This window comes from Micromonospora sp. NPDC002389, assembly GCF_040296095.1.
GTDB lineage: Bacteria > Actinomycetota > Actinomycetes > Mycobacteriales > Micromonosporaceae > Micromonospora.
This window is the reverse complement of the sequence record NZ_JBEOWP010000001.1, coordinates 548,365-567,603: the sequence shown is the minus strand read 5'-3', so window position 1 is coordinate 567,603 and position 19,239 is coordinate 548,365. Positions and strand designations below refer to the sequence as shown.

Below are 19,239 nucleotides of genomic sequence, written 5' to 3'. Positions count from 1 at the left end.
CGTAGCCCGTCGCCCGTCGCCCGTCGCCCGTCGCCCGTCGCCCGTCGCCCGTCGCCCGTCGCCCGTCGCCCGTCGCCCGTCGCCCGTCGCCCGTCGCCCGTCGCCCGATCGCGCCGATCATGGAGTTGTGGCGGTGGAATCGCGGATGTATTTCCGTTTCGTGACGACCACAACTCCATGATCGCGGGATGGTGGAGGGGCTGCGGGGCGGGCTGCGGGACGGGTGCCAGGGCGGACTGCGGGATGGTGGAGGGGCTGCGGGGCGGGCTGCGGGACGGGTGCCAGGGCGGACTGCGGGATGGTGGAGGGGCTAGAGGGCTGGTGCGGGGAGGACTGCGGGACAAACTGCGGGAGGGTAAACGGACTGGGGGAGGGGCCGCGGGAGGGTCCGCGGGATGGTGGCCGGACTGCGGGGAGGTCCGCGGGATGGTGGCCGGACTGCGGGGAGGTCCGCGGGATGGTGGCCGGACTGTGGAGAGGTCCGCAGGATGGTGGACGGGCTGCGGGGCGGGGTCGCGGGGTGGGCGGCCGTTGCCGGGTGGGCGGATATGTCGGGCGGGCGGACGTCGCCGGGTGGGCGATGCGCTCGCCAGGCTTCAAGATCCGCGCAACTTCATTGATACTGCTGCCTCGATCGCCACCCGACACAGCAACAACAATGAAGTTGCTGTGTCGTCGATGGGGGCGGCTCTCGGGTGGGAGGTTCCGTTACCGCTCGGGTCGGTCGGCGACGAAAGTGCCTCGGCCGGGCTGGCCGATGATGAGATCCCGATCGTGTAGAAGCGACATCGCGCGGTAGGCGGTGTTCACGCTGACGTCATACATGTCGGCGATCTGGCTGGTCGAGGGCAACTTGTCGCCAGGCTTCAACTCGCCGCTCTTGATCTTTGCGGTGAAGTCGTTGGCGATGACTTTGTAGGGCGCTGGTGCTGTGGGCATGGCGAGGACTCCGGTTGGTTCGGCGTCTCCGATCCTGCCGCACCTACACAAGTAACTGCAACAAGCTGTCACGTCCCCACCACGTGCCGCTCGACTACTTCTAGATACTGGTGTAGGTTGCTGTCGTCCGGCTCCGGTTGGTTCGGCAAGCCTCCGGGTCGGACCCCAGGTGGGCTCCGGGGTCGTACCGCCGATCAGGGCTGCGATCGCGGAGCCGGCGGCCCGGTCGGCGTCCCCGTCCGGCGACCGGGCCGTCTCCAGCCTTCACTCTCCGGACGGGTGCTGTGTCGACGACGAGGAGGAGACGGCCCATGCGTGCGCTGCTCAGACTGTTCCGTCCCAAGGCGGCGGTGCCGTCGCCCGGCGGCGGGTGGTACCGGTCGGACTCGTGCCGCCCGCTGACCGCCGGGCAGATCCGTGACCAGCGCTTTCGTTCCGTGCGTCGGGGTTGTGACCCGGCCGAGGTGCACGCCTACCTGAGTCGGGTCGCCGCCGAGTTGGCCGTGGCGCGCCGGGAGCTGGCGACGGTGGCCGAGGAGAACGTACGGATCAAGCGGGCGCTGCGGAGTTGGCAGGCGCGGTTCGCGCCGGGGGTGCGGCGGTGAGTGCCCAGCGGTTCGTGGTGCACCTGCCGGTGCGGGTCAGGGACCTGGCTGCGGCGAAGCGGTTCGCCCGCACGGTCACCCGGGCGTTGAGTTTCTTCCCGAACGTCGAGGCGGTCGGTGCGACGGTCTCCGAGGAGGACACCCAGTTCATCCGGCACTGGGTGTTCTGCGATCAACCACTCGACGGTGGCCGGTGTCTGCGGCTGGCCGACCACGACGGGCCGTGCCACCTGTCCCGCACCTGACTCCGTCCGGGTGGCTCCGGCGGGTCGCACGCCAGGGGGACGGCGAGTCAGGGGCGGCACGGCGACGTGCCGCCCCGTGACAAATCAGCCGTTGAGCAGGTCGTACGCCGCCTTGGGCGCCTTCTGCGCCTCGTCCTCGGTGAACGCGACGATCGCGGGGGCGGTGCCGAAGTCGAAGTACTCGACCACGTACTCCGACGCCTTCTGCTCCCCGGCGGCCGGGATGGCCAGGGTGAGCGAGGTGAGGTTGCCGTCCGCGCCCACCACGGCGGTGAGTGGGATCTGCGTGACGGCGTCGCTGAGGGTGGCCACGCCCTCCAGGGCGTCCGCCAGCTCCGGCTGCGCGGACAGGTCCACCGTTCCGGTGTACGTCCCGCCCTCGCCGGCCTGGATGTCGCTGGCCGCTTGGATGATCACCTCGGCGTTGCCGGGGTCGGTGCCCTCGTAGGTGGGCAGGGCATCCGGGCCCTCGATCTTCGTCGGGTCCAGCTCCATCCACTTGGTGGGCAGCTTCATGAGCTTCTGGATGTCCTTGTCGCCCTTGAAGGTGACCTTCATCCAGGTACGCGACTCGACCATGCGGAAGGACATCTCCAGGGTGAAGTCCTTGTCCTTGGTGACCGTGTCGATGTCCATGCCCCGGTTCGCCGGGTCGACCACCCCGGACACGTCGCCCGAGGTGGTGAAGCGGAACGCCGGGTCCTCCTCGCCGGGGACGGCGTTCAGCAGTTCCTGCTTGGGGTCGGGCGGCGGCGGGGCTGCCTCCGGGGCGTCCTTGTCGTCGCAGCCGGCCACCAGGGTCGCGGCCAGCAGGGCGATCGTCGCGACCGCGAAGCGCCGGGTCGTGGCGGTGGTGCCGGTTCGCTGAGTCATCTCGTCTCTCTCTCCCCCGTGGATCGAACGGAATCGTATGCCAGACTCCCGGCCACCGCGGCCCGCCACCACGTCGCACGGCCACCCACTCATCCCCACATCACCACCGGTCCGCCGCGCCTCTCGTGGGCCGTCGGTCACCTCATCGGGCGCCCTTTGCTCTGCTTCACCCCACGCACCGAACACGCCCGGATTCTGTTGCGCCAGTTGAAGCAGAGCAAAGGACGCCGGGGGACAACACCGGACCGACCGCAGCAGGGCACCCTGCCGCCGAGCCCGCCGCGCCGCCCGCCTGCCGCCGAGCAGCCCGCCGCGCCGCCCGCCTGCCGCCGAGCAGCCCGCCGCGCCGCCCGCCTGCCGCCGAGCCCGCCGAGCCGCGCCGCCCACCTGGTCGCCGAGCGCACGCCGTACGGGCCGATCGTCCGACGGTGCTGGTAGAAAGGCCGGATGAGCCAGGAACGGACGGCGATCCGGCAGCGGGCCGAGGCGGTGCTGCGGCGGCTGGCGGGCGAGGACGCCCGGCTCCGAGAGGACCAGTGGCGGGCGATCGAGGCGCTGGTGGTCGACCGGCGGCGGGTGCTCTGCGTGCAGCGCACCGGTTGGGGCAAGTCGGCGGTCTACTTCGTGGCCACCGCGCTGTTGCGGCAGCAGGTGGAGGGTCGGGAGCCGGCCGGGCCGACCGTGATCGTGTCGCCGCTGCTGGCGTTGATGCGCAACCAGGTCGAGTCGGCGGCCCGCGCCGGCATCCGGGCACGCACCATCAACTCGGCCAACCTCGACGAGTGGGACGAGATCACCGGCGAGATCCACGCCGGTGCGGTGGACGTGCTGCTGATCAGCCCGGAGCGGCTCAACAACCCGGACTTCCGGGACGGCGTACTGCCGAGGTTGGCCGCCACCACCGGCCTGCTGGTGGTCGACGAGGCGCACTGCGTGTCGGACTGGGGGCACGACTTCCGGCCGGACTACCGCCGGCTGCGTACCTTCCTCGGCAACCTGCCCGAGCAGACGCCGGTGCTGGCCACCACCGCCACCGCCAACGAGCGGGTGACGCGGGACGTGGCCGAGCAGCTCGGCACCGAGGCGGTCACGCGGGGGCAGCAGCGACCGGACGTCCTGGTGCTGCGCGGCAGCCTGGACCGGGAGTCGCTGCGGTTGGGCGTACTCGACCTGCCGAGCCCGGCGCACCGGCTCGGCTGGCTCGCCGACCACCTGGACCGGCTGCCCGGCTCCGGCATCGTCTACACGCTGACCGTGGCGTCGGCGACCGAGACCGCCGATTTCCTGCGGTCGCGGGGCTGGACGGTGGCCGCGTACACCGGGCAGGCCGAGGACGCCGACCGTCGCGCCGCCGAGCAGGACCTCCTCGACAACAAGATCAAGGCGTTGGTCGCCACCAGCGCGCTCGGCATGGGCTTCGACAAACCGGACCTCGGCTTCGTGGTGCACCTGGGCGCGCCGCCGTCGCCGATCGCCTATTACCAGCAGGTCGGGCGTGCCGGCCGAGCGGTCGAGCACGCCGAGGTGCTGCTGCTGCCCGGTGTCGAGGACCAGGCCATCTGGCGGTATTTCGCGTCGCTCGCCTTCCCGCCCGAGGAGCAGGTCCGTGCGGTGCTGGCCGCCCTGCACACCGACCGGCCGCTCTCCACCCAGGCCCTGGAACCCCTGGTGGACCTGCGCCGCGCCCGGCTGGAACTGATGCTCAAGGTGCTCGACGTGGACGGCGCGGTCCGCCGGGTGCGCGGTGGTTGGCTCGCCACCGGCGAACCCTGGGTCTACGACGAGCCCCGGTTGCGCCGCGTCGCTGCCGCCCGCGCCGACGAGCAACAGGCCATGCTCGGGTACGCCGCGACGACCGACTGCCGGATGCGATACCTGCGCGACTGCCTGGACGACGCGGAGGCGACCGACTGCGGGCGCTGTGACCGGTGTGCCGCGCCGCTGTTCACGGCGGAGGTGTCACCGGCCGCGCTGACCACCGCACAGACGTTCCTGGGCCGCCCCGGCGTGCCGCTCGCGCCCAAGAAGCTCTGGCCGACCGGGTTGGAGGCGGTCGGCGTACCGCTGAAGGGCCGGATCGCCCCGACGGAGCAGGCGCTCGCCGGACGTGCCGTGGGGCGGCTCTCCGACCTCGGCTGGGGTGGCCGGCTGCGCGGTCTGGTCGGGCCGGGCACGCCGGACGGCCCGCTCCCGGACGACCTGGCCGCCGCCGTCATCGAGGTGCTCAAGGCGTGGGCGCACGGCGACGACCCGTGGCCCCGCCGCCCGGCGGGCGTGGTCGCGGTCGACTCGCGGACCCACCCGGTGCTGGTCGGGTCGCTGGCCGAGCGGATCTCCGCCGTCGGGCGGCTGCCGCTGCTGGGCCGGGTCGTCTCGGCCGGTCCGCCGGCCGGTCCGCGCGGCAACAGCGCCCAGCGGGTACGCACCCTGCACGGCGCGCTCACCGTGCCCGACCCGCTCGCCGACGCCCTCGGCGGGCTGGACGGCCCGGTGCTGCTCGTCGACGACCTGGTCGACTCGGGCTGGACGATGACGATGGCGGCCCGGGAGCTGCGCCGCGCCGGTGCCCCCGACGTCCTGCCGTTGGCACTCGCGGTGGCGGGCTGACACTCGGCACACGGCCGGCTGACACCTCGGCGCGCGTGCCGGGCCCGACCGTGATCGGCTGCGGGTGCGACCGGAGCCACGACCGGGCGGACCCGCCGGGGCGCCGGAGCACCCGGCGGTACGGTGGGCGCATGGCTGACCAGGAACCCGACGCGCCCGCGTTCGGGTCGGTGCGGGTCGCCGAGCGACCGGCGGCGGGCAGCGACCCGGACGCGGTCTCCGCGACGCCGGACCGGGCCACGCTGCGGCTGGCCCTGGTGGTCGGCGGGCTGGTGCTGGCCGTGCTGCTCGGCTTCGGGCTCGGCCGGATCAACGGCGGCGGTCCGGCGGCGGCCATCGGCGGTACGGGGGACAGCGCGCTGGCCGACCACAGCCACGCTCCCGGTGTCGGCGCGCACTCGCACGGCGCCGACCAGGACGCCGCCGCTGAGGCCGGTGGGCTGGCGATCAGCCGGGACGGCTACACCCTCGCCCCGCTGTCCGCCGAGTTCACCGCCGGGCGGGAAGGCGAGCTGCGGTTCCGGATCGAGGACGGGCAGCGCCGCACGGTCACCCGGTTCGCGATCGTGCACGACAAGCCGATGCACGTCATCGTGGTGCGTCGCGACCTGAGCGGCTATCAGCACCTGCATCCGACGATGGCGGTGGACGGCACCTGGTCGGTACCGCTCACCCTGGCGCAGCCCGGCCTGTGGCGGGCGTACGCCGACTTCACCGCGCTCGCCGACGACGGGCGGCAGACCGCCACCACGCTCGGCGTGGACCTGGTCGCCCCCGGCACCTACCAACCTCGGGACCTGCCCGCCCCGGCCAGCACCGACACGGTCGACGGATGGAGCGTCGGATACCAGGGCAGCCCCGAACCCGGGCTGACGGTGCCGTTGAGCTTCCGGGTCACCGGTGCGGACGGCACCGCCCCGACGCTGGAGCGGTACCTCGGCGCGTACGGGCACCTCGTCGCGTTGCGCGAGGGCGACCTCGGGTACCTGCACGTGCACCCCGAGGTGGAGTTGGTCGACGGTGCGATCCAGTTCTGGCTGACCACACCGGGGCCGGGGCGCTACCGCCTCTATCTGGACTTCGCCACCGGCGGGGAGGTCCGTACCGCCGAGTTCACGGTGACCGTCGGCTAGCCGGCCCGGCGGATCGGTCGGCGGGCGAGGTACCGCAGCAGGTCACGGATGTGGTGCTTCTCCTCGGCCGGCACGGTCGGATCGGCCAGCCGTTGCAGGATCACCCGGACGTCGGCCTCGACCGGGCCCTCGTCGCCGCGCCGCCACGGCCCGGGGCCGGCGTCGGGCAGGCCGAGCGCGCGGAAGGCCGCCGCCACCGGCAGGTCCAGCGCGGCGCAGAAGCCGCGCACCTTCGCCAACTCGGGGTAGTCCTGCCAGTCACCGGCCAGCCAGCGGAAGACGGTGGACCGACCGACCCCGGTGTGCCCGGCCAGGTCGGTGACCGTCCAGCCGCGTTCCTCCCGGGCGTCGTCGATGGCACGGCGCACGAAGCGCGCGAACGCCATCTGCGGCGAGACCTCTGCCGAACCCATCCGGTGGGTATGCCCTCCCGACCGGCACCCGACGGTGCGTTCTTCGAGACTAGTACGCGAAGTTGCGGAAGCAACTGACTGATCGACCAGACGACAGTGACGGCGGAGTCGAGTCGGGTCAACGCTTCTCGGGCGGCGGTGCGAGCAGCGTCTCCAGTCGTGGTGAGACCCGCCACTGCGCCACGAGTTCCTGGTACTCCGCGCGCTGGGCGTCGGTCGGCCCGGCATCGGTGCGTCGTGCTCGGACCAGCAGGTTGCGGGGGGTGTGCGCCGAGTCGACGAACTCGACCACCTCGGCCCGGTAGCCGTGCAGCCGCAACAGCCCGGCCCGCAGCGCGTCGGTGAGTACGTCCGCGAAGCGTTCCCGGAGGATCCCCTGCCGGGTCAACAGCTCGTAGGGGGCGGGTGCCGGGCGGGTGCGGAGCTGCGCGGCGATGTCGTGGTGGCAGCAGGGCGCGGCCAGCACCCACCGGGCTCCCCAGCGCACCGCGCGGGCCAGCGCCTCGTCAGTGGCGGTGTCGCAGGCGTGCAGGGCGAGGACCAGGTCCGGTGCCGGCTCGACGACCGCGTCGGCGATGGTGCCGGCCACGAAGCGGACCCGTTCGGCCCAGCCGAGCCGCTGCGCCAGCGCGGTGTTGCGCTGGCGCTGGTCGTCGCGGACGTCGACGCCGACCAGCTCGACATCCCAACCCTGGCCGGACAGATAGCGGTACGCGGCGAAGCTGAGGTACGCGTTGCCGCAGCCCAGGTCCACCACGCGGAGCGGACCCGGCTCGTCGGGCAGCGTCGCCGCCAGCGCCCGCAGGAAGGCGTCCACCTGACGGCGCTTGGCCGCCGAGCCGCCGATCTCGGCGAAGAGCGGGTCGCCGGGGTCGAGCAGGTACTCCTTGGCCCGGTCGTGCCCGGTCGGAGCAGCGGCCGGGCGGGTGCTGGCGCTGCGGTGCACCTGTGCCTCGCCCGACTTGGTGACCCGCAGTTGGAGCGTGGCCCCGACGGTCTCCACGTGCCAGTTGCCGAACGGCTCGGCCAGCAGCGCCTCGACCGCCGTGTCCGCCTCCGGCCCGGGGGCCACATTGCGGGTGTACGGCCGCTCGCCGTCGGAGGTGGAGATCTGCAACCTCGGGCCGGCCTTGAGCGCGACCGGCCGCAGCTCGGCCCGGACCACGGAGGGACGCTGGCCGCGTCGGCGACCGGCGGCCACGGCCCGGGTCAGTGCGGGGTCCAGCAGCATCGAGCGGACCTCGGCGAGGGCGGAGTCCAACGGTTCGGGCATCGCTCCATCTTCCACGCCGTGCAGGGGTAGGCCGACAGCGGCGGGCCGTCGGTGACGCCGGGCACCCGGCAGCGAGGTGCAGGGGACCGGGGTGACGGCGACCGGACCCGTGCTGCTGGGCATTCCGGGCGGTGGCGGGCGGGCGGCGGCTGGCGGGCGGCGGCGCTGTGCGTTCGAGGCGGCGGGTGCTGACGGCATCGCGCCGACGACCGGGCTGGTCGTCGGCGCGATGCCGGTGCGTGTCTCGCTGTGCTCCGCCCGACGGGCGGAGTGGGATCAGTCGGTGCTCGCCTCGGCCGATCCGCCGCCGGTGGAGGCGGTGGCCCGGCGGCGTCGACGGCGGCGCGGGCGGGGCGTCTCGGCGCCGCCCTCGGTGCCGGCTACGGCCTCGGCGGGAGTACCCGTCTCGGTCGGGTTGGTCGGGTCGCCACCGGCGGCGACGACCTCACCGGCGCGGCGGCGCCGACGGCGACGCGGCGTGCGGGTACCCTCGCCGGCCTCGCCGGACATCTCGGCCCCGGTCTCGGCGGACTCCGGCGCGGCGTCGCCGCTCTGCCCGCGACCACTCTCGGCGCGGCCACGGCCTTCGCCCCGACCACGACCCTCGCCGCGTCCACCGCCCTCGCCGCGACCGCGACCCTGGCGCCGTCCGGTACCGCGCGGCTCGCCGCCCCGGCGGGAACGACCGCCGCCCAGGTCCTCCTCGACCTCGGCGGCCAACCCGGCGCGGGTCCGCTCGGCGGTCGGCAGCGTGCCGGTCACCTCGGTCGAGATGTGCAGGTCGGTGTAGAGGTGCGGAGAGGTGTGGTACGTCTCCTGCGGGTCGGGCATGTCCAGCCCGAGCGTCTTGTCGATGATCCGCCAGCGGGGCATGTCGTCCCAGTCGACGAACGTCACCGCCACACCGGTCGCCCCGGCCCGGCCGGTCCGGCCGATCCGGTGGGTGTAGGTGTCCTGGTCCTCGGGGCAGTCGTAGTTGATGACGTGGGTGACGCCGCTGACGTCGATGCCCCGGGCCGCGACGTCGGTGGCGACCAGAGTGTCGATCTTGCCGGCGCGGAACGCCCGCAGGGCCCGCTCCCGGGCACCCTGCCCGAGGTCGCCGTGCACGGCCGCGACCGCGAAGCCACGGAAGTCGAGGTCCTCGGCGACCCGGTCGGCGGCCCGCTTGGTCCGCGTGAAGATCATCGTGAGGCCACGGCTCTCGGCCTGGAGGATCCGGGCGACAATCTCGATCTTGTTCATCGAGTGGGTGCGGTAGACCAACTGCTCGGTCTGCGGGGACGGACCGGTCTCGGCGGTGTGCCCGGCGTGGATCGTGATCGGGTGACGCAGGAACCGGCGGGACAGCGTCACGATCGGGTCCGGCATGGTCGCGGAGAACAGCATGGTCTGCCGGTCCTCCGGCAGCATCGCCAGGATCCGCTCGACGTCGTCGAGGAAGCCCAGGTCGAGCATCCGGTCGGCCTCGTCCAGCACCAGCGCGCGTACGCCGTGCAGGCGCAGGTGCTTCTGCTTGGCCAGGTCGAGCAGGCGACCCGGCGTACCGACAAGGATCTCCACGCCCTTGCGCAGCGCGTCGACCTGAGGCTCGTACGCGACGCCGCCATAGATCGGGAGCACCCGGACGCCCCGGGTGCGGCCTGCGGCGGCGATGTCCTTGGCGACCTGGATGCCCAGTTCACGGGTGGGTACGACGACGAGTGCCTGCGGCACGCCGTCACTGCCCTCGTTCGGGGCGAAGACCCGCTCCAGCAGCGGTACGCCGAAGCCGAGGGTCTTGCCGGTGCCGGTCGGGGCCTGCCCGATCAGGTCGGCGCCGCGCAGCGCGATCGGCAGCGCGTACTCCTGGATGGCGAAGGCGCGGGTGATGCCGGACGCGGCCAGCGCGTCCACCGTCTCGGCGCGTGCGCCCAGCTCGGCGAAGGTCGGTGCCTCCGGTCGGACCGGGGCGGTCGGGGCCAGTTCCTGGCCGTCTGTGAGGTCTTGAATCGGCTCACTCATGTGGATTTGGGGGTGCCCTCTCGTGGGTGCGCCCCATCATGTCCTCAGGGCGCGTTCGGTTTTGGCGCGGGCCACACGGTCGGCGGCAGAGATGCCGGGCGGACCGGGCCGCACGCGCGCCGTGGGTCGGACTTCGACCGGGTTGGATCTGAATCCGGTCGGGATCGGCACCTACGGCAACTCGTCCATGTTACCTGAACGGGCGTGAGGCCGTCCCGATTCCAGTCCGGCAAGAGTCATCGGGAGGGCTTCTGTGTGAGCTGTATCACACGTCTGCGGTCGGCCTTGCCTGTTCGACGTGCCCGACGGCGTCCCGTCGGGCGCTCCCGGGCGGGCCGGCGAGCGGTAGCCTGCGCGGATGTCCGCCCCCGTCACGCCCGAGTCTGCCGTCGCCGACCTGCTCGGCCTGGTGGCCCTCGGCGAACTGCTCGCCTTCGAACGTCTGGCGGCCGATGCCCGGTTCGCCCCGGATCTGCGCCGTCGGGCCGCATTGGGGGAAATGGCCGCCGCCGAGATCGCGAACTACCGGCGGCTGGCCGACCGGCTGGAGGTGCTCGGCGTACCGGTCGAGGAGGCGATGGCGGCCTACGTCGCGCCGTTGCAGGGATACCACGACTCGACCGAGCCCCGGGACTGGGTCGAGGCGGTCACCAAGGCGTACGTGGGGGACGGGATCACCGACGACTTCCTCCGCGAGGCCGCCGAGGCGCTGCGGGAGCCGGACCGGCAACTGGTCCTGGACGTGCTGCACGAGTCGCGGTACGCGGAGTTCGCCGCCGCCGAGATCCGGCACGCCGTCGCGGCAGACCCGAAGGTCGCCGGGCGGTTGTCGATGTGGGCCCGGCGGCTGGTCGGCGAGGCGCTGTCCCAGGCGGGCCGGGTGGTCACCGCCGACCAGGGGGCGTTGACCACCCTGATCGTCGCGGACGGGCGGACCGACGTACCCGGATTGTTCCGGCGGCTGACCGCCGCGCACACCGCGCGGATGGCCGCCGCCGGCCTCAACAACTGATCGTCAGCGGACGGTGAAGCCCACCGCCCGAGGGGACGCCTCGGCGATCTCGACGTAAGCGACCTTGCTGACCGGCACGATGACCCGCCGGCCCTTCTCGTCGGTCAGGGAGAGCGTGCCGCCCTCGCTCCTGGCCATCGCTTCGGTCACGATCTGCTCGATCTCGGCCGGCGACTGCGCGCTCTCCAGGACCAGCTCGCGCGGTGCGTACTGCACCCCGATCTTGACCTCCACTGTGCCTCCTCCGTCGGGCGAAATGGTCGCCGTGCGAAGGCTATCCGATCACAAGGTGGGAGTTCAGGCTGACTCACCTTGCAGCGGGAAGCTGGCGATGCCCCGCCAGGACAGCGCGGCCACCAACGCCTCCGCCTCGGCCTTGGGCACCTGCCGCCCGCGGGCCAGCCAGAACTGCGCCGCCGTCTCGGCGGCGCCGACCAGGCCGGAGGCGAGCAGCTCCGCGTGTGCCCGGCTGACCCCGGTGTCCGAGATGATGGTGTCGGTGATCGCCGCGATGCAGCCCTGCTCGACCCGCTCCACGCGCTGCCGTACGGCCGGGTCGTTGCGCAGGTCCGACTCGAAGACCAGGCGGAACGCCTCGCTCTCGTGGTCGACGAAGTCGAAGTACGCCCGCACCGACGCGCTGACCCGCTCCTTGTTGTCGGCGGTGCTCGCCATCGCGTCGTGCACCTTGGCGACGATTGCGTCACAGTGCGTGTCGAGCAGGGCGAGGTACAGCTCCATCTTGCCGGGGAAGTGCTGGTACAGCACGGGCTTGGAGACCCCGGCCCGCTCGGCGATGTCGTCCATCGCCGCGGCGTGATAGCCCTGCGCGACGAACACCTCCTGAGCAGCGGCGAGTAGCTGCTTGCGGCGTGCCGAACGGGGCAGGCGGGTCGGCCTGCCGGTGGTCTGGGCGCCGTTCCCCACAGCGGTCATGGGAACCTCCGAGTCTGTAGACGGGCCGCATTTCGCCCGAACCGCTCAGGGCCGCCATGGCCCCTGTGCGGAATTGGCCCGCCGCTGTAACTTATCGCCACTGTCGCCACACGGTAGCCTCAGCGGGGGCGACCAAGGAGCGCGCGGTGAGTGAAGCAGGGCAACCCGGTGCCGCCACCCCGGGAGAGCACGGCGACGGGACGGGTCAGCGGGATGACCTGGCCCGTTCCGGCAACGGGTGGGCACCGTCGGCGGCCGACTGGTCGTGGGGGGCGGAAGGTCCCCGCGACCTCGGCGCGCCCCGGCGTCGCCCCGAGTCGCCCTCCGGTTGGGCGACCGCCTCACCACGCTACGCCGACCTGCCGCCTCCCGCCGGTGACCAGCCGGAGCCGGAACGCGCGACGCGCACGAACGGACACCACGTCAACGGCGTGCACCCCGAGGACGAGACGTCCTCCGGTCGGTACACCCCGGTCAGCGCCCCGCCCGGCCTGCGTGAGTCCGGCAGCGACGCCGGTCACGACCGGCTGGTGGTGCCCGCGCCGCGTCCCACCCCCGCCGGTGAGCAGCCGGTGACCTCGACCTCCGGCCTGCCCACCTCGGCGCCGCCGGCCGTCCAGGTGCCGCCCGTCGGCACCGCCGCCTCCGGCTTCGAGATGCCGCCCGGCGTGCACGCGCCCACCGCCGAGCGGGCCGGGGACGACCCGTCCGCCGGGGGCCGGTCGCACGGCTGGGACGAGCCGTACCCGGCCGAGTCGACCGGTCCGTCCCATCCCGCCGACACCTCCGGGTCGTCCGGCGACCACGGGTACGGCGCCGACCACGCCGGCTGGCCACCACCGGGGACCGGCCGGCGCGGGGGCTGGGCGGCGGACGCCGATCCCGCCGACGACGAGCGGCCGAGCTGGGCCCGATCCGGCCCGCCGAGCGACTGGGCGCCGTCCTGGGCACGCGGTGAGGACGAGAGCGGCCGACGCGGGCGAGAGACCCCGGGGCAGAGCTGGTCCAGCGAACCGAGCCGACCGTACGAGCCGGTCCGGGCCGAGCCGACCCGTCCCTACCAGCCGGTGCCGGTCGAGCGGCCCCGGCCGTACGAGCCGACCCGGCCGGAGACCGTCGCGCCGCGCACCCCGGCCGAGCAGCCCGATTCCACCGACCGGCCCTCGTGGGCCGCCGCGCCGACCAGTGCGCCACCGGTCGACGAGCGTCCCGTGCGGGAGCCCGGCGAACCGACTGCCGCGCCCCCGACGCGGGAGCGACCCTCGTGGGCGGCCGACGAGCGACCGCACTGGTCGACGTCGCCGGTCAGCGGCGCGCCCGCCGACGAGCGGCCCGCCTGGTCGGCCTCGCCGGTCAGCGGTGTCCCCGCCGACGAGCGCGCCTCCTGGCGAGCCCGCCCGGTGAGCGCTGCTCCGGCCGACGAGGGTCTGCCGTGGGGCGCGCGTACCGACGAGGGTCTGCCCTGGGGTGCCCGCACCGAGGAGGGTCTGCCCTGGGGTGCGCGCGTGGGTGGTCCGCCGCCCGCCGACGACCGCCTGCCCTGGGCGCTCGGCCCGGCCAGCGCGCCTCCGGCCGCCACGCCGGCCGGACCACGCGAGACGACTCCACCCGAGCCGTCCACGCCGCCGGTCACCGAGGCCGCGAGCGCCTCCGGCGGTGGCCCGGCCTACCGGCCGTTCCGGCTCCGACCGGTGCCCAGCGACCCGGGGCCGACCGCTCCGCCGCCCGCCTCGCCCTGCCCGCCCGCCACCCCGGCCCCGACCGAGCCGGCGTCCGGCGCCCGGGCGTCCGACGTGCCCACGCACCGTGACCGCACCCCGTCCGCGCCCGCCCCGACGAGCGCTGCCCCCTACGCGGCCCGCCGATCCGCCCCCGACCTCGAAACGCCTGGCGACCGGTCGCCGGACGGCACCTCGGCGGTGTTGCCGCAGCGCGTCCCCGCCGAGCCGGACGTGCCCGTCGTGCCGGAGCCGCCAGCCGTGGACCCACCCGCCGAAACCCCGGAACTCGCCCGGATCGCCACCCATCTGCGTCGTGACGACGAACCGGCGCCGCTGCGTGAGCGGCCCGAGGGCTTCGACGTCAACGCGATCCTCGACGCGGTTCGGGGCGTGGAGGGAGTTCGTGACGCGGCCCTGCGGCGGACCCCGGCAGGTGCTCACAGCCTGCGTCTGGACCTGGCCGACGGCGCCGACCCGGCGGAGGTGAGCCGGCACGTCGCCCGCCTGCTCCAGGAGCGGATGGGGCTGGCCGCCGCGCCGAGCGGAGTGCCGGGACCACCGGCCGCGCCGGTGCGTCGCCGGTCCCCCGAGACCCGCGACGGCGGCGAGTCGCGTCCGCCCGCCGAGCCCCGACGCCCGGTGGCCCGCCCGGCAGGGGTCCGGACGGAGACTCCACCGGTCCGCTCGGCAGGGGCCCGGACCGAGGCCCCGCCGGCCCGGACCGAGCCGGAGCCCGCCCGCCGCCGACGCCCGACGCCCGCCCCGCCGAGGGGACGGGCCGTCGTCGAGGAACCCGGCCCGACCGGCAGCCCGGCCACGCTCGGTGCCTCCTACTCGGGCGGCCAGCTCACCACGACCGAGTCCGCGCCGTCCCGGCCGCTGGACACCGGCGGGGTGCCCGGCCCCCGGGTGGTGCTCGACCACGTCCAGGTCAGCACGTTCGGTCTCGACGCGACAGTCGAGGTTCGCCTGCTGGCCGGGGAGCAGAGCGCCGCCGGGTACGCCACCGGTCCGGCCGTCGACGGGTACGTGCTGCGGCTGTGCGCGGTGGCCGCCGCGGCGGCCATCGACGAGCTGTTGCGCAGCGCCGACCCCACCGCCGAGCGGGGACGCTGTTTCGTGGAGCACGCCGCCGTGGTGCCGTTCGGCAACTGCGAGGTGGCGACCGTCGTGGTGTTGCTGGTGTGCGACGGATGGGTCGAGCAGTTGGCCGGGTCCGCGCTGGTGGCCGGCGACCCTCGGCAGGCGGTGGTACGCGCCAGCCTGGCCGCAGTGAACCGGCGGTTGGAGGCTCTGCTGGCCTGAGCCGTTCGGGGCAGACTGGAGTGGTGAAGCCTGCCACCCTCTGGCCCGATCGGTTGTTGCCCGCGTCCTCGATGCCGCCGCCCTGGCCGGGTCGGCAGGTACGCCTGGACGGCACGGTGACCTACGTCCGGGAGACGCCGGCCACCGGCCCGGACGCGGAGCCGGCGTTGTACGTGCACGGCCTGGGCGGGTCCGCGCAGAACTGGACGGATCTGGCCGGCCTGCTCGCCGACCGCCTCGACGGCCAGGCGATCGACCTGCCGGGGTTCGGGCGTAGCGAGCCGGGCCTGCGCTACACCGTGCCGTCCTTCGCAGACCGGGTGATCCGTTGGATCGAGTACTCCGACCGGGGCCCGGTGCACCTGTTCGGCAACTCGCTGGGCGGGGCGATCTCGGTCCGGGTGGCCGCGCTGCGGCCGGATCTGGTGCGCACGCTGACCCTGGTGTCGCCAGCCCTGCCGTTCCTCGACTTCCGACGGTCGTTGCAGGGCCGGATGCTGCCGCTGCTGGCGATCCCCCGCGCCGAGCGGCTGGCCGCCTGGCGGCTGGCCCAGTTCGCGCCGGAGGTGATGGCCCAGCAGACGATGGAGGCGTGCGTGGCCGACCTCAGCCGGATCTCCGAGCAGCGCCGGCAGGAGGCGGTGGAGGAGATCCGGGTGCGGTACGAGGCGACCCACTACGCCGCCGCGTACGTGCGGACGTTCCGGGGGATCGTCTCCAGCTTTCTGCGGTCGTACCTGCCGGGGTCGGGGTCGCTGTGGCGGATGGCCCGTTCGGTGCAAGCCCGCACGCTCGTGGTGGGCGGCCGGCAGGACCGGTTGGTCGACGTACGCGTGGCACCGCAGACCGCGCGGGTGATCCCGGACAGTCGGCTGCTGATGCTCGACGGCGTCGGTCACGTCGCGCAGTTGGAGGTGCCGCGTGTGGTGGCGCGGGCCGTGGTCGGGCTTCTTACCGAGTCGGTCAATGGGTCCGGGCGGTCCGACCTGGCAGGATGACGCGAATGCGCAGTCCTGGTGGTCGTCGACCGTCTCACTCCACCGGCCGACACAGCCGCTCGCCGGAGCCGGTCACGACCACCACGTCGCGGCGTGCGGTGGTGCGCCGGCTGACCGTGCTGGTGGTCGCGCTCGGGGCGGGCGCGGCGCTGGTGACCGGCGTGACCGGGCCCTCGGCCGGTTCCGCCGACGAGGTGGCGGCGGTGACGTCCCCGCCGGTGGTGCCGCCCTCGCCGTCACCCGAATACGTGTCGCCCTCGGTGTCGCCCGTACCCGTGTCGCCGTCGGCGGTCGTCCCGTCGCCCGAGCCGGTGTTGCGGGAGTCCGGGCCGGTCCCGTCGGCCGGGCCGGGCCGGTTCGACTACGACGACCGGACCGGGCCGGTGCTGGGTACGGCCGGTGCCGCCCGGCGGTACCGGGTGGCGGTGGAGTCCGGCGCGGGCGTGGACGCGGGTGAGTTCGCCCTCGCGGTGCGTACGGCACTGGCCGGCCCCGGGAGCTGGGTGGACAGCGGGCGACTGCGGTTGCGGCAGGTGGAGACCGCGTCCCGGTACGACTTCACCGTCTATCTGGCCACGGCCACCACGGCGGGGCGGATGTGTGCCGCCGGTGGGGTCGACATCCGGGTCGGAGGCCGCCCCTACACCTCGTGCCGCGCACCCGGGAAGGTGATCATCAATCTGGACCGGTGGCGGCAGTCGGTGCCGCACTACGTCGAGGCCGAGGTGCCGCTCTCGGTCTATCGCGCGTACGTGATCAACCATGAGGTCGGGCACGAGCTGGGCAACCGGCACGAGCGCTGTCCGGGGCGGGGTGAACCGGCCCCGGTGATGATGCAGCAGACCCTCTTCCTCAAGGGGTGCGTGGCCAATCCCTGGCCGTACCTGGACGGGAAGCGGTACGCCGGTCCGCCGCTGTGAAAGTGAACCGACCGCACGGTAATGCGCTGATATGCCCGGTTATGGTGCGACGATGGCGTCATGCCGCCTTCGCCCCTCAACGGCCGCCCCGGGCTGCCGGACGATCCGCCGGGATCCCGGCCGGAGGGTCCGCCGCCGGGGCACCGTCCGGCGGCCCGGCGGCGTCGACGTCGGCTGGCCGCGACCCTCGCGGTGGTGCTGGCGCTGACGGTCACGCTCGTGCTGCGGATCGCCCCGACCGAGGACCGCTCGACCGGCGCGGCACCGGCCGGCCGGACGTACGACACGACGACCGAGCAACCGGGAGCCGCGTACCCGATGGTGGGCGCGGGCAGCTTCGCGGCGGCCGGCGGCCAGTCCCCGGTACACGGCCTGGACGGCCCGATCGTGTACTACCGGGTGGCCGTCGAGCAGGGCACCGGCCAGGACCCGGACGCCTTCGCCGCCGAGGTCGACGCGGTGCTCGGTGATCCGCGCAGCTGGATCGGCTCGGGGGAACTGCGGGTACGCCGGATCGACGACCCGGAGTACGCCGACTTCACCGTCTACCTGGCCACCCCGGCAACCTCCGAGGCGATGTGCGCGACCGGTGGCCTGACCACCGAGGGCTACACCTCGTGCCGGCTGCCCGGACAGGTGATCATCAACCTGGCGCGCTGGGCGGAGGCGGTACCCGACTACGGCGCACCGCTGGCGGTGTACCGGGCCTACGTGATCAACCACGAGGTGGGCCACGAGTTCGGCGAGGGACACCAGACGTGCCCCGGCCCGGGCCGACCGGCACCGGTGATGCAGCAGCAGACGTACGGCCTGGACGGCTGCCTGGCGTACGCCTGGCCCTTCCTCGACGGTGTCCGGTACGTCGGCGACCCGGCCACCTGACCTCGGTCGTCACCCGATCCGGGTTATTCCCGCTCCCGCATGCCGGGCGACGTGTCGCTGCTCATGGTCGGCGGGTGGGCCGGCGAGCAACAATGGCCCGGTTGACCGCCACATCGATCCCGGGGAGTCCACCGTGTCGTTGCCCCCGCTCGTCGAGCCTGCCGCCGAGCTGACCGTTGACGAGATCCGCCGCTACTCCCGTCACCTGATCATCCCCGACGTGGGAGTCACCGGGCAGAAGCGGCTGAAGAACGCCCGGGTGCTCTGTGTGGGCGCCGGTGGTCTCGGCTCGCCCGCGCTGATGTACCTGGCCGCCGCCGGTGTCGGCACGCTCGGCATCATCGACTTCGACACCGTCGACGAGTCCAACCTGCAGCGGCAGATCATCCACGGGGTCTCCGACATCGGCCGATCCAAGGCCGAGTCCGCCGCGGCGAGCATCCGCGAGATCAACCCGCTGGTCAACGTCGAGATCCACAACACCGCGCTGGACCGGGACAACGTCCGGGACATCTTCGCCCAGTACGACCTGATCGTCGACGGGACGGACAACTTCGCCACCCGGTACATGGTCAACGACGCGGCGGTGCTGCTCGGGAAGCCGTACGTCTGGGGGTCGATCTACCGGTTCGACGGCCAGGCATCGGTGTTCTGGGCCGAGCACGGCCCCTGCTACCGCTGCCTCTACCCGGAGCCCCCGCCGCCCGGCATGGTCCCCTCCTGCGCCGAGGGCGGCGTGCTCGGCGTGCTCTGCGCCTCGATCGGCTCGATCCAGGTCAACGAGGCGATCAAGCTGCTCGCCGGCATCGGTGAGCCGCTGGTCGGCCGGCTGATGGTCTACGACGCCTTGGAGATGAGCTACCGCAAGATCAAGGTCCGCAAGGACCCGAACTGCGTGCTCTGCGGCGAGAACGCCACCCTGACCGACCTGATGGAGGACTACGAGGACTTCTGCGGGGCGGTCTCCGAGGAGGCGCAGGAGGCGACCGTCGACGCGACGATCACCGCCGCCGAGCTCAAGGAGTGGCAGGACGCCGGCAAGGACATCTTCCTGGTCGACGTCCGGGAGCCGGCCGAGTACGAGATCGTCCGCATCCCCGGTGCGACGCTGATCCCCAAGGGGGAGTTCCTCTCTGGCGAGGCGCTCTCCAAGCTCCCGCAGGACCGGCAGATCGTGCTGCACTGCAAGTCCGGGGTCCGCTCCGCCGAGGCGCTCGCCGCAGTGAAGGCGGCCGGTTTCCGGGACGCCGTGCACGTCCAGGGCGGCGTGCTCTCCTGGATCAAGCAGATCGATCCCTCCCTGCCCGCCTACTGATGTAAGGAAGGGTCCCCTGCTAACGCCTCAGGTATAGAAGGGGACCCCTCCTAACACC

17 protein-coding genes and 1 pseudogene are annotated in these 19,239 nt (G+C 73.5%); 11 read left to right on the top strand and 7 right to left on the bottom strand.

Annotated features, from left to right (window positions below; translation table 11 throughout):
• Positions 1 to 708: 708 nt before the first annotated feature.
• Positions 709 to 939, bottom strand: coding sequence for a winged helix-turn-helix domain-containing protein (locus tag ABT008_RS02625; protein WP_350692975.1), 231 nt, complete (start codon positions 937 to 939; stop codon positions 709 to 711).
• Positions 940 to 1,250: 311 nt separating this feature from the next.
• On the opposite strand from ABT008_RS02625, the gene ABT008_RS02620 reads away from it, so the two are divergent.
• Together ABT008_RS02620 and ABT008_RS02615 are read left to right on the top strand one after the other, a co-directional pair.
• Positions 1,251 to 1,544 carry a DivIVA domain-containing protein gene (locus ABT008_RS02620; RefSeq protein ID WP_350692974.1) on the top strand — a complete coding sequence of 98 codons (294 nt, stop codon included), beginning with the start codon at positions 1,251 to 1,253 and terminating at the stop codon, positions 1,542 to 1,544.
• A complete protein-coding gene (locus tag ABT008_RS02615) occupies positions 1,541 to 1,789 on the top strand; it encodes a hypothetical protein (RefSeq protein WP_350692972.1) in 249 nt (82 codons plus the stop codon). The genes ABT008_RS02620 and ABT008_RS02615 overlap by 4 nt, the downstream gene beginning before the upstream one ends.
• A gap of 84 nt (positions 1,790 to 1,873) precedes the next feature.
• On the opposite strand, the gene ABT008_RS02610 is transcribed toward ABT008_RS02615, so the two are convergent.
• On the bottom strand, positions 1,874 to 2,662 hold the full coding sequence (locus ABT008_RS02610; RefSeq protein ID WP_350692971.1) for a hypothetical protein: 789 nt from the start codon (positions 2,660 to 2,662) through the stop codon (positions 1,874 to 1,876).
• Positions 2,663 to 2,869: 207 nt separating this feature from the next.
• Between ABT008_RS02610 and ABT008_RS02605 the strand changes: the two genes are divergently transcribed.
• From ABT008_RS02605 to ABT008_RS02595, 3 genes are all read left to right on the top strand, one after another.
• Positions 2,870 to 3,100 (top strand): hypothetical protein, encoded by a 231-nt coding sequence (locus ABT008_RS02605; protein WP_350692969.1) that lies wholly within the window; start codon positions 2,870 to 2,872, stop codon positions 3,098 to 3,100.
• Positions 3,101 to 3,109: 9 nt separating this feature from the next.
• Positions 3,110 to 5,269 (top strand): RecQ family ATP-dependent DNA helicase, encoded by a 2,160-nt coding sequence (locus ABT008_RS02600; RefSeq protein ID WP_350692968.1) that lies wholly within the window; start codon positions 3,110 to 3,112, stop codon positions 5,267 to 5,269.
• A 131-nt stretch (positions 5,270 to 5,400) separates the two neighbouring features.
• Positions 5,401 to 6,402, top strand: a complete 1,002-nt coding sequence (locus ABT008_RS02595; protein WP_350692966.1) for a DUF8832 domain-containing protein — start codon at positions 5,401 to 5,403, stop codon at positions 6,400 to 6,402.
• Here the strand turns inward: ABT008_RS02595 and ABT008_RS02590 are convergent.
• From ABT008_RS02590 to ABT008_RS02580, 3 genes are all read right to left on the bottom strand, one after another.
• Entirely contained in the window at positions 6,399 to 6,815 is a 417-nt protein-coding gene (locus ABT008_RS02590) for a helix-turn-helix domain-containing protein (protein WP_350692964.1), read from the bottom strand. The two genes, ABT008_RS02595 and ABT008_RS02590, sit on opposite strands and share 4 nt — an antisense overlap.
• Positions 6,816 to 6,933: 118 nt before the next feature.
• Positions 6,934 to 8,088 carry a class I SAM-dependent methyltransferase gene (locus ABT008_RS02585; protein WP_350692962.1) on the bottom strand — a complete coding sequence of 385 codons (1,155 nt, stop codon included), beginning with the start codon at positions 8,086 to 8,088 and terminating at the stop codon, positions 6,934 to 6,936.
• A gap of 276 nt (positions 8,089 to 8,364) precedes the next feature.
• Entirely contained in the window at positions 8,365 to 10,092 is a 1,728-nt protein-coding gene (locus ABT008_RS02580; protein ID WP_350692960.1) for a DEAD/DEAH box helicase, read from the bottom strand.
• 358 nt (positions 10,093 to 10,450) lie between these two features.
• Between ABT008_RS02580 and ABT008_RS02575 the strand changes: the two genes are divergently transcribed.
• Positions 10,451 to 11,104, top strand: a complete 654-nt coding sequence (locus ABT008_RS02575; RefSeq protein ID WP_350692958.1) for a ferritin-like fold-containing protein — start codon at positions 10,451 to 10,453, stop codon at positions 11,102 to 11,104.
• 3 nt (positions 11,105 to 11,107) lie between these two features.
• Here ABT008_RS02575 and ABT008_RS02570 read toward each other — a convergent pair whose 3' ends face one another.
• The gene (locus ABT008_RS02570) at positions 11,108 to 11,338 is read right to left on the bottom strand and encodes a DUF3107 domain-containing protein (RefSeq protein WP_350692957.1); all 231 of its coding nucleotides are present in this window, start codon (positions 11,336 to 11,338) and stop codon (positions 11,108 to 11,110) included.
• Positions 11,339 to 11,401: 63 nt separating this feature from the next.
• Positions 11,402 to 12,040, bottom strand: coding sequence for a TetR/AcrR family transcriptional regulator (locus ABT008_RS02565; RefSeq protein ID WP_350692955.1), 639 nt, complete (start codon positions 12,038 to 12,040; stop codon positions 11,402 to 11,404).
• Between the two features lie 146 nt (positions 12,041 to 12,186).
• Between ABT008_RS02565 and ABT008_RS02560 the strand changes: the two genes are divergently transcribed.
• The 5 genes and pseudogenes from ABT008_RS02560 to moeZ all read left to right on the top strand — a co-directional run bounded on the left by ABT008_RS02560 (position 12,187) and on the right by moeZ (position 19,181).
• Positions 12,187 to 15,066, top strand: coding sequence for a hypothetical protein (locus ABT008_RS02560; RefSeq protein ID WP_502890324.1), 2,880 nt, complete (start codon positions 12,187 to 12,189; stop codon positions 15,064 to 15,066).
• Between the two features lie 23 nt (positions 15,067 to 15,089).
• Positions 15,090 to 16,064 carry an alpha/beta fold hydrolase gene (locus ABT008_RS02555; RefSeq protein WP_350692953.1) on the top strand — a complete coding sequence of 325 codons (975 nt, stop codon included), beginning with the start codon at positions 15,090 to 15,092 and terminating at the stop codon, positions 16,062 to 16,064.
• Positions 16,061 to 16,984, top strand: a complete 924-nt coding sequence (locus ABT008_RS02550; protein WP_502890323.1) for a DUF3152 domain-containing protein — start codon at positions 16,061 to 16,063, stop codon at positions 16,982 to 16,984. The genes ABT008_RS02555 and ABT008_RS02550 overlap by 4 nt, the downstream gene beginning before the upstream one ends.
• 60 nt (positions 16,985 to 17,044) lie before the next feature.
• Complete coding sequence (locus tag ABT008_RS02545) at positions 17,045 to 17,866, top strand: DUF3152 domain-containing protein (protein WP_350692949.1); 822 nt, start codon at positions 17,045 to 17,047, stop codon at positions 17,864 to 17,866.
• A gap of 63 nt (positions 17,867 to 17,929) precedes the next feature.
• Positions 17,930 to 19,181, top strand: a pseudogene (gene moeZ, locus ABT008_RS02540) (adenylyltransferase/sulfurtransferase MoeZ).
• Positions 19,182 to 19,239 lie beyond the last annotated feature (58 nt).

Bases quoted from the DNA above. Each gene is read 5' to 3' on its own strand.
- ABT008_RS02620 (WP_350692974.1), top strand. From the start codon at position 1,251: ATGCGTGCGCTGCTCAGACTGTTCCGTCCCAAGGCGGCGGTGCCGTCG.
- ABT008_RS02545 (WP_350692949.1), top strand. From the start codon at position 17,045: ATGCCGCCTTCGCCCCTCAACGGCCGCCCCGGGCTGCCGGACGATCCG.
- ABT008_RS02590 (WP_350692964.1), bottom strand. From the start codon at position 6,815: ATGGGTTCGGCAGAGGTCTCGCCGCAGATGGCGTTCGCGCGCTTCGTG.
- ABT008_RS02550 (WP_502890323.1), top strand. From the start codon at position 16,061: ATGACGCGAATGCGCAGTCCTGGTGGTCGTCGACCGTCTCACTCCACC.
- ABT008_RS02565 (WP_350692955.1), bottom strand. From the start codon at position 12,040: ATGACCGCTGTGGGGAACGGCGCCCAGACCACCGGCAGGCCGACCCGC.
- ABT008_RS02600 (WP_350692968.1), top strand. From the start codon at position 3,110: ATGAGCCAGGAACGGACGGCGATCCGGCAGCGGGCCGAGGCGGTGCTG.
- ABT008_RS02575 (WP_350692958.1), top strand. From the start codon at position 10,451: ATGTCCGCCCCCGTCACGCCCGAGTCTGCCGTCGCCGACCTGCTCGGC.
- ABT008_RS02595 (WP_350692966.1), top strand. From the start codon at position 5,401: ATGGCTGACCAGGAACCCGACGCGCCCGCGTTCGGGTCGGTGCGGGTC.
- ABT008_RS02610 (WP_350692971.1), bottom strand. From the start codon at position 2,662: ATGACTCAGCGAACCGGCACCACCGCCACGACCCGGCGCTTCGCGGTC.
- ABT008_RS02625 (WP_350692975.1), bottom strand. From the start codon at position 939: ATGCCCACAGCACCAGCGCCCTACAAAGTCATCGCCAACGACTTCACC.
- ABT008_RS02580 (WP_350692960.1), bottom strand. From the start codon at position 10,092: ATGAGTGAGCCGATTCAAGACCTCACAGACGGCCAGGAACTGGCCCCG.
- ABT008_RS02585 (WP_350692962.1), bottom strand. From the start codon at position 8,088: ATGCCCGAACCGTTGGACTCCGCCCTCGCCGAGGTCCGCTCGATGCTG.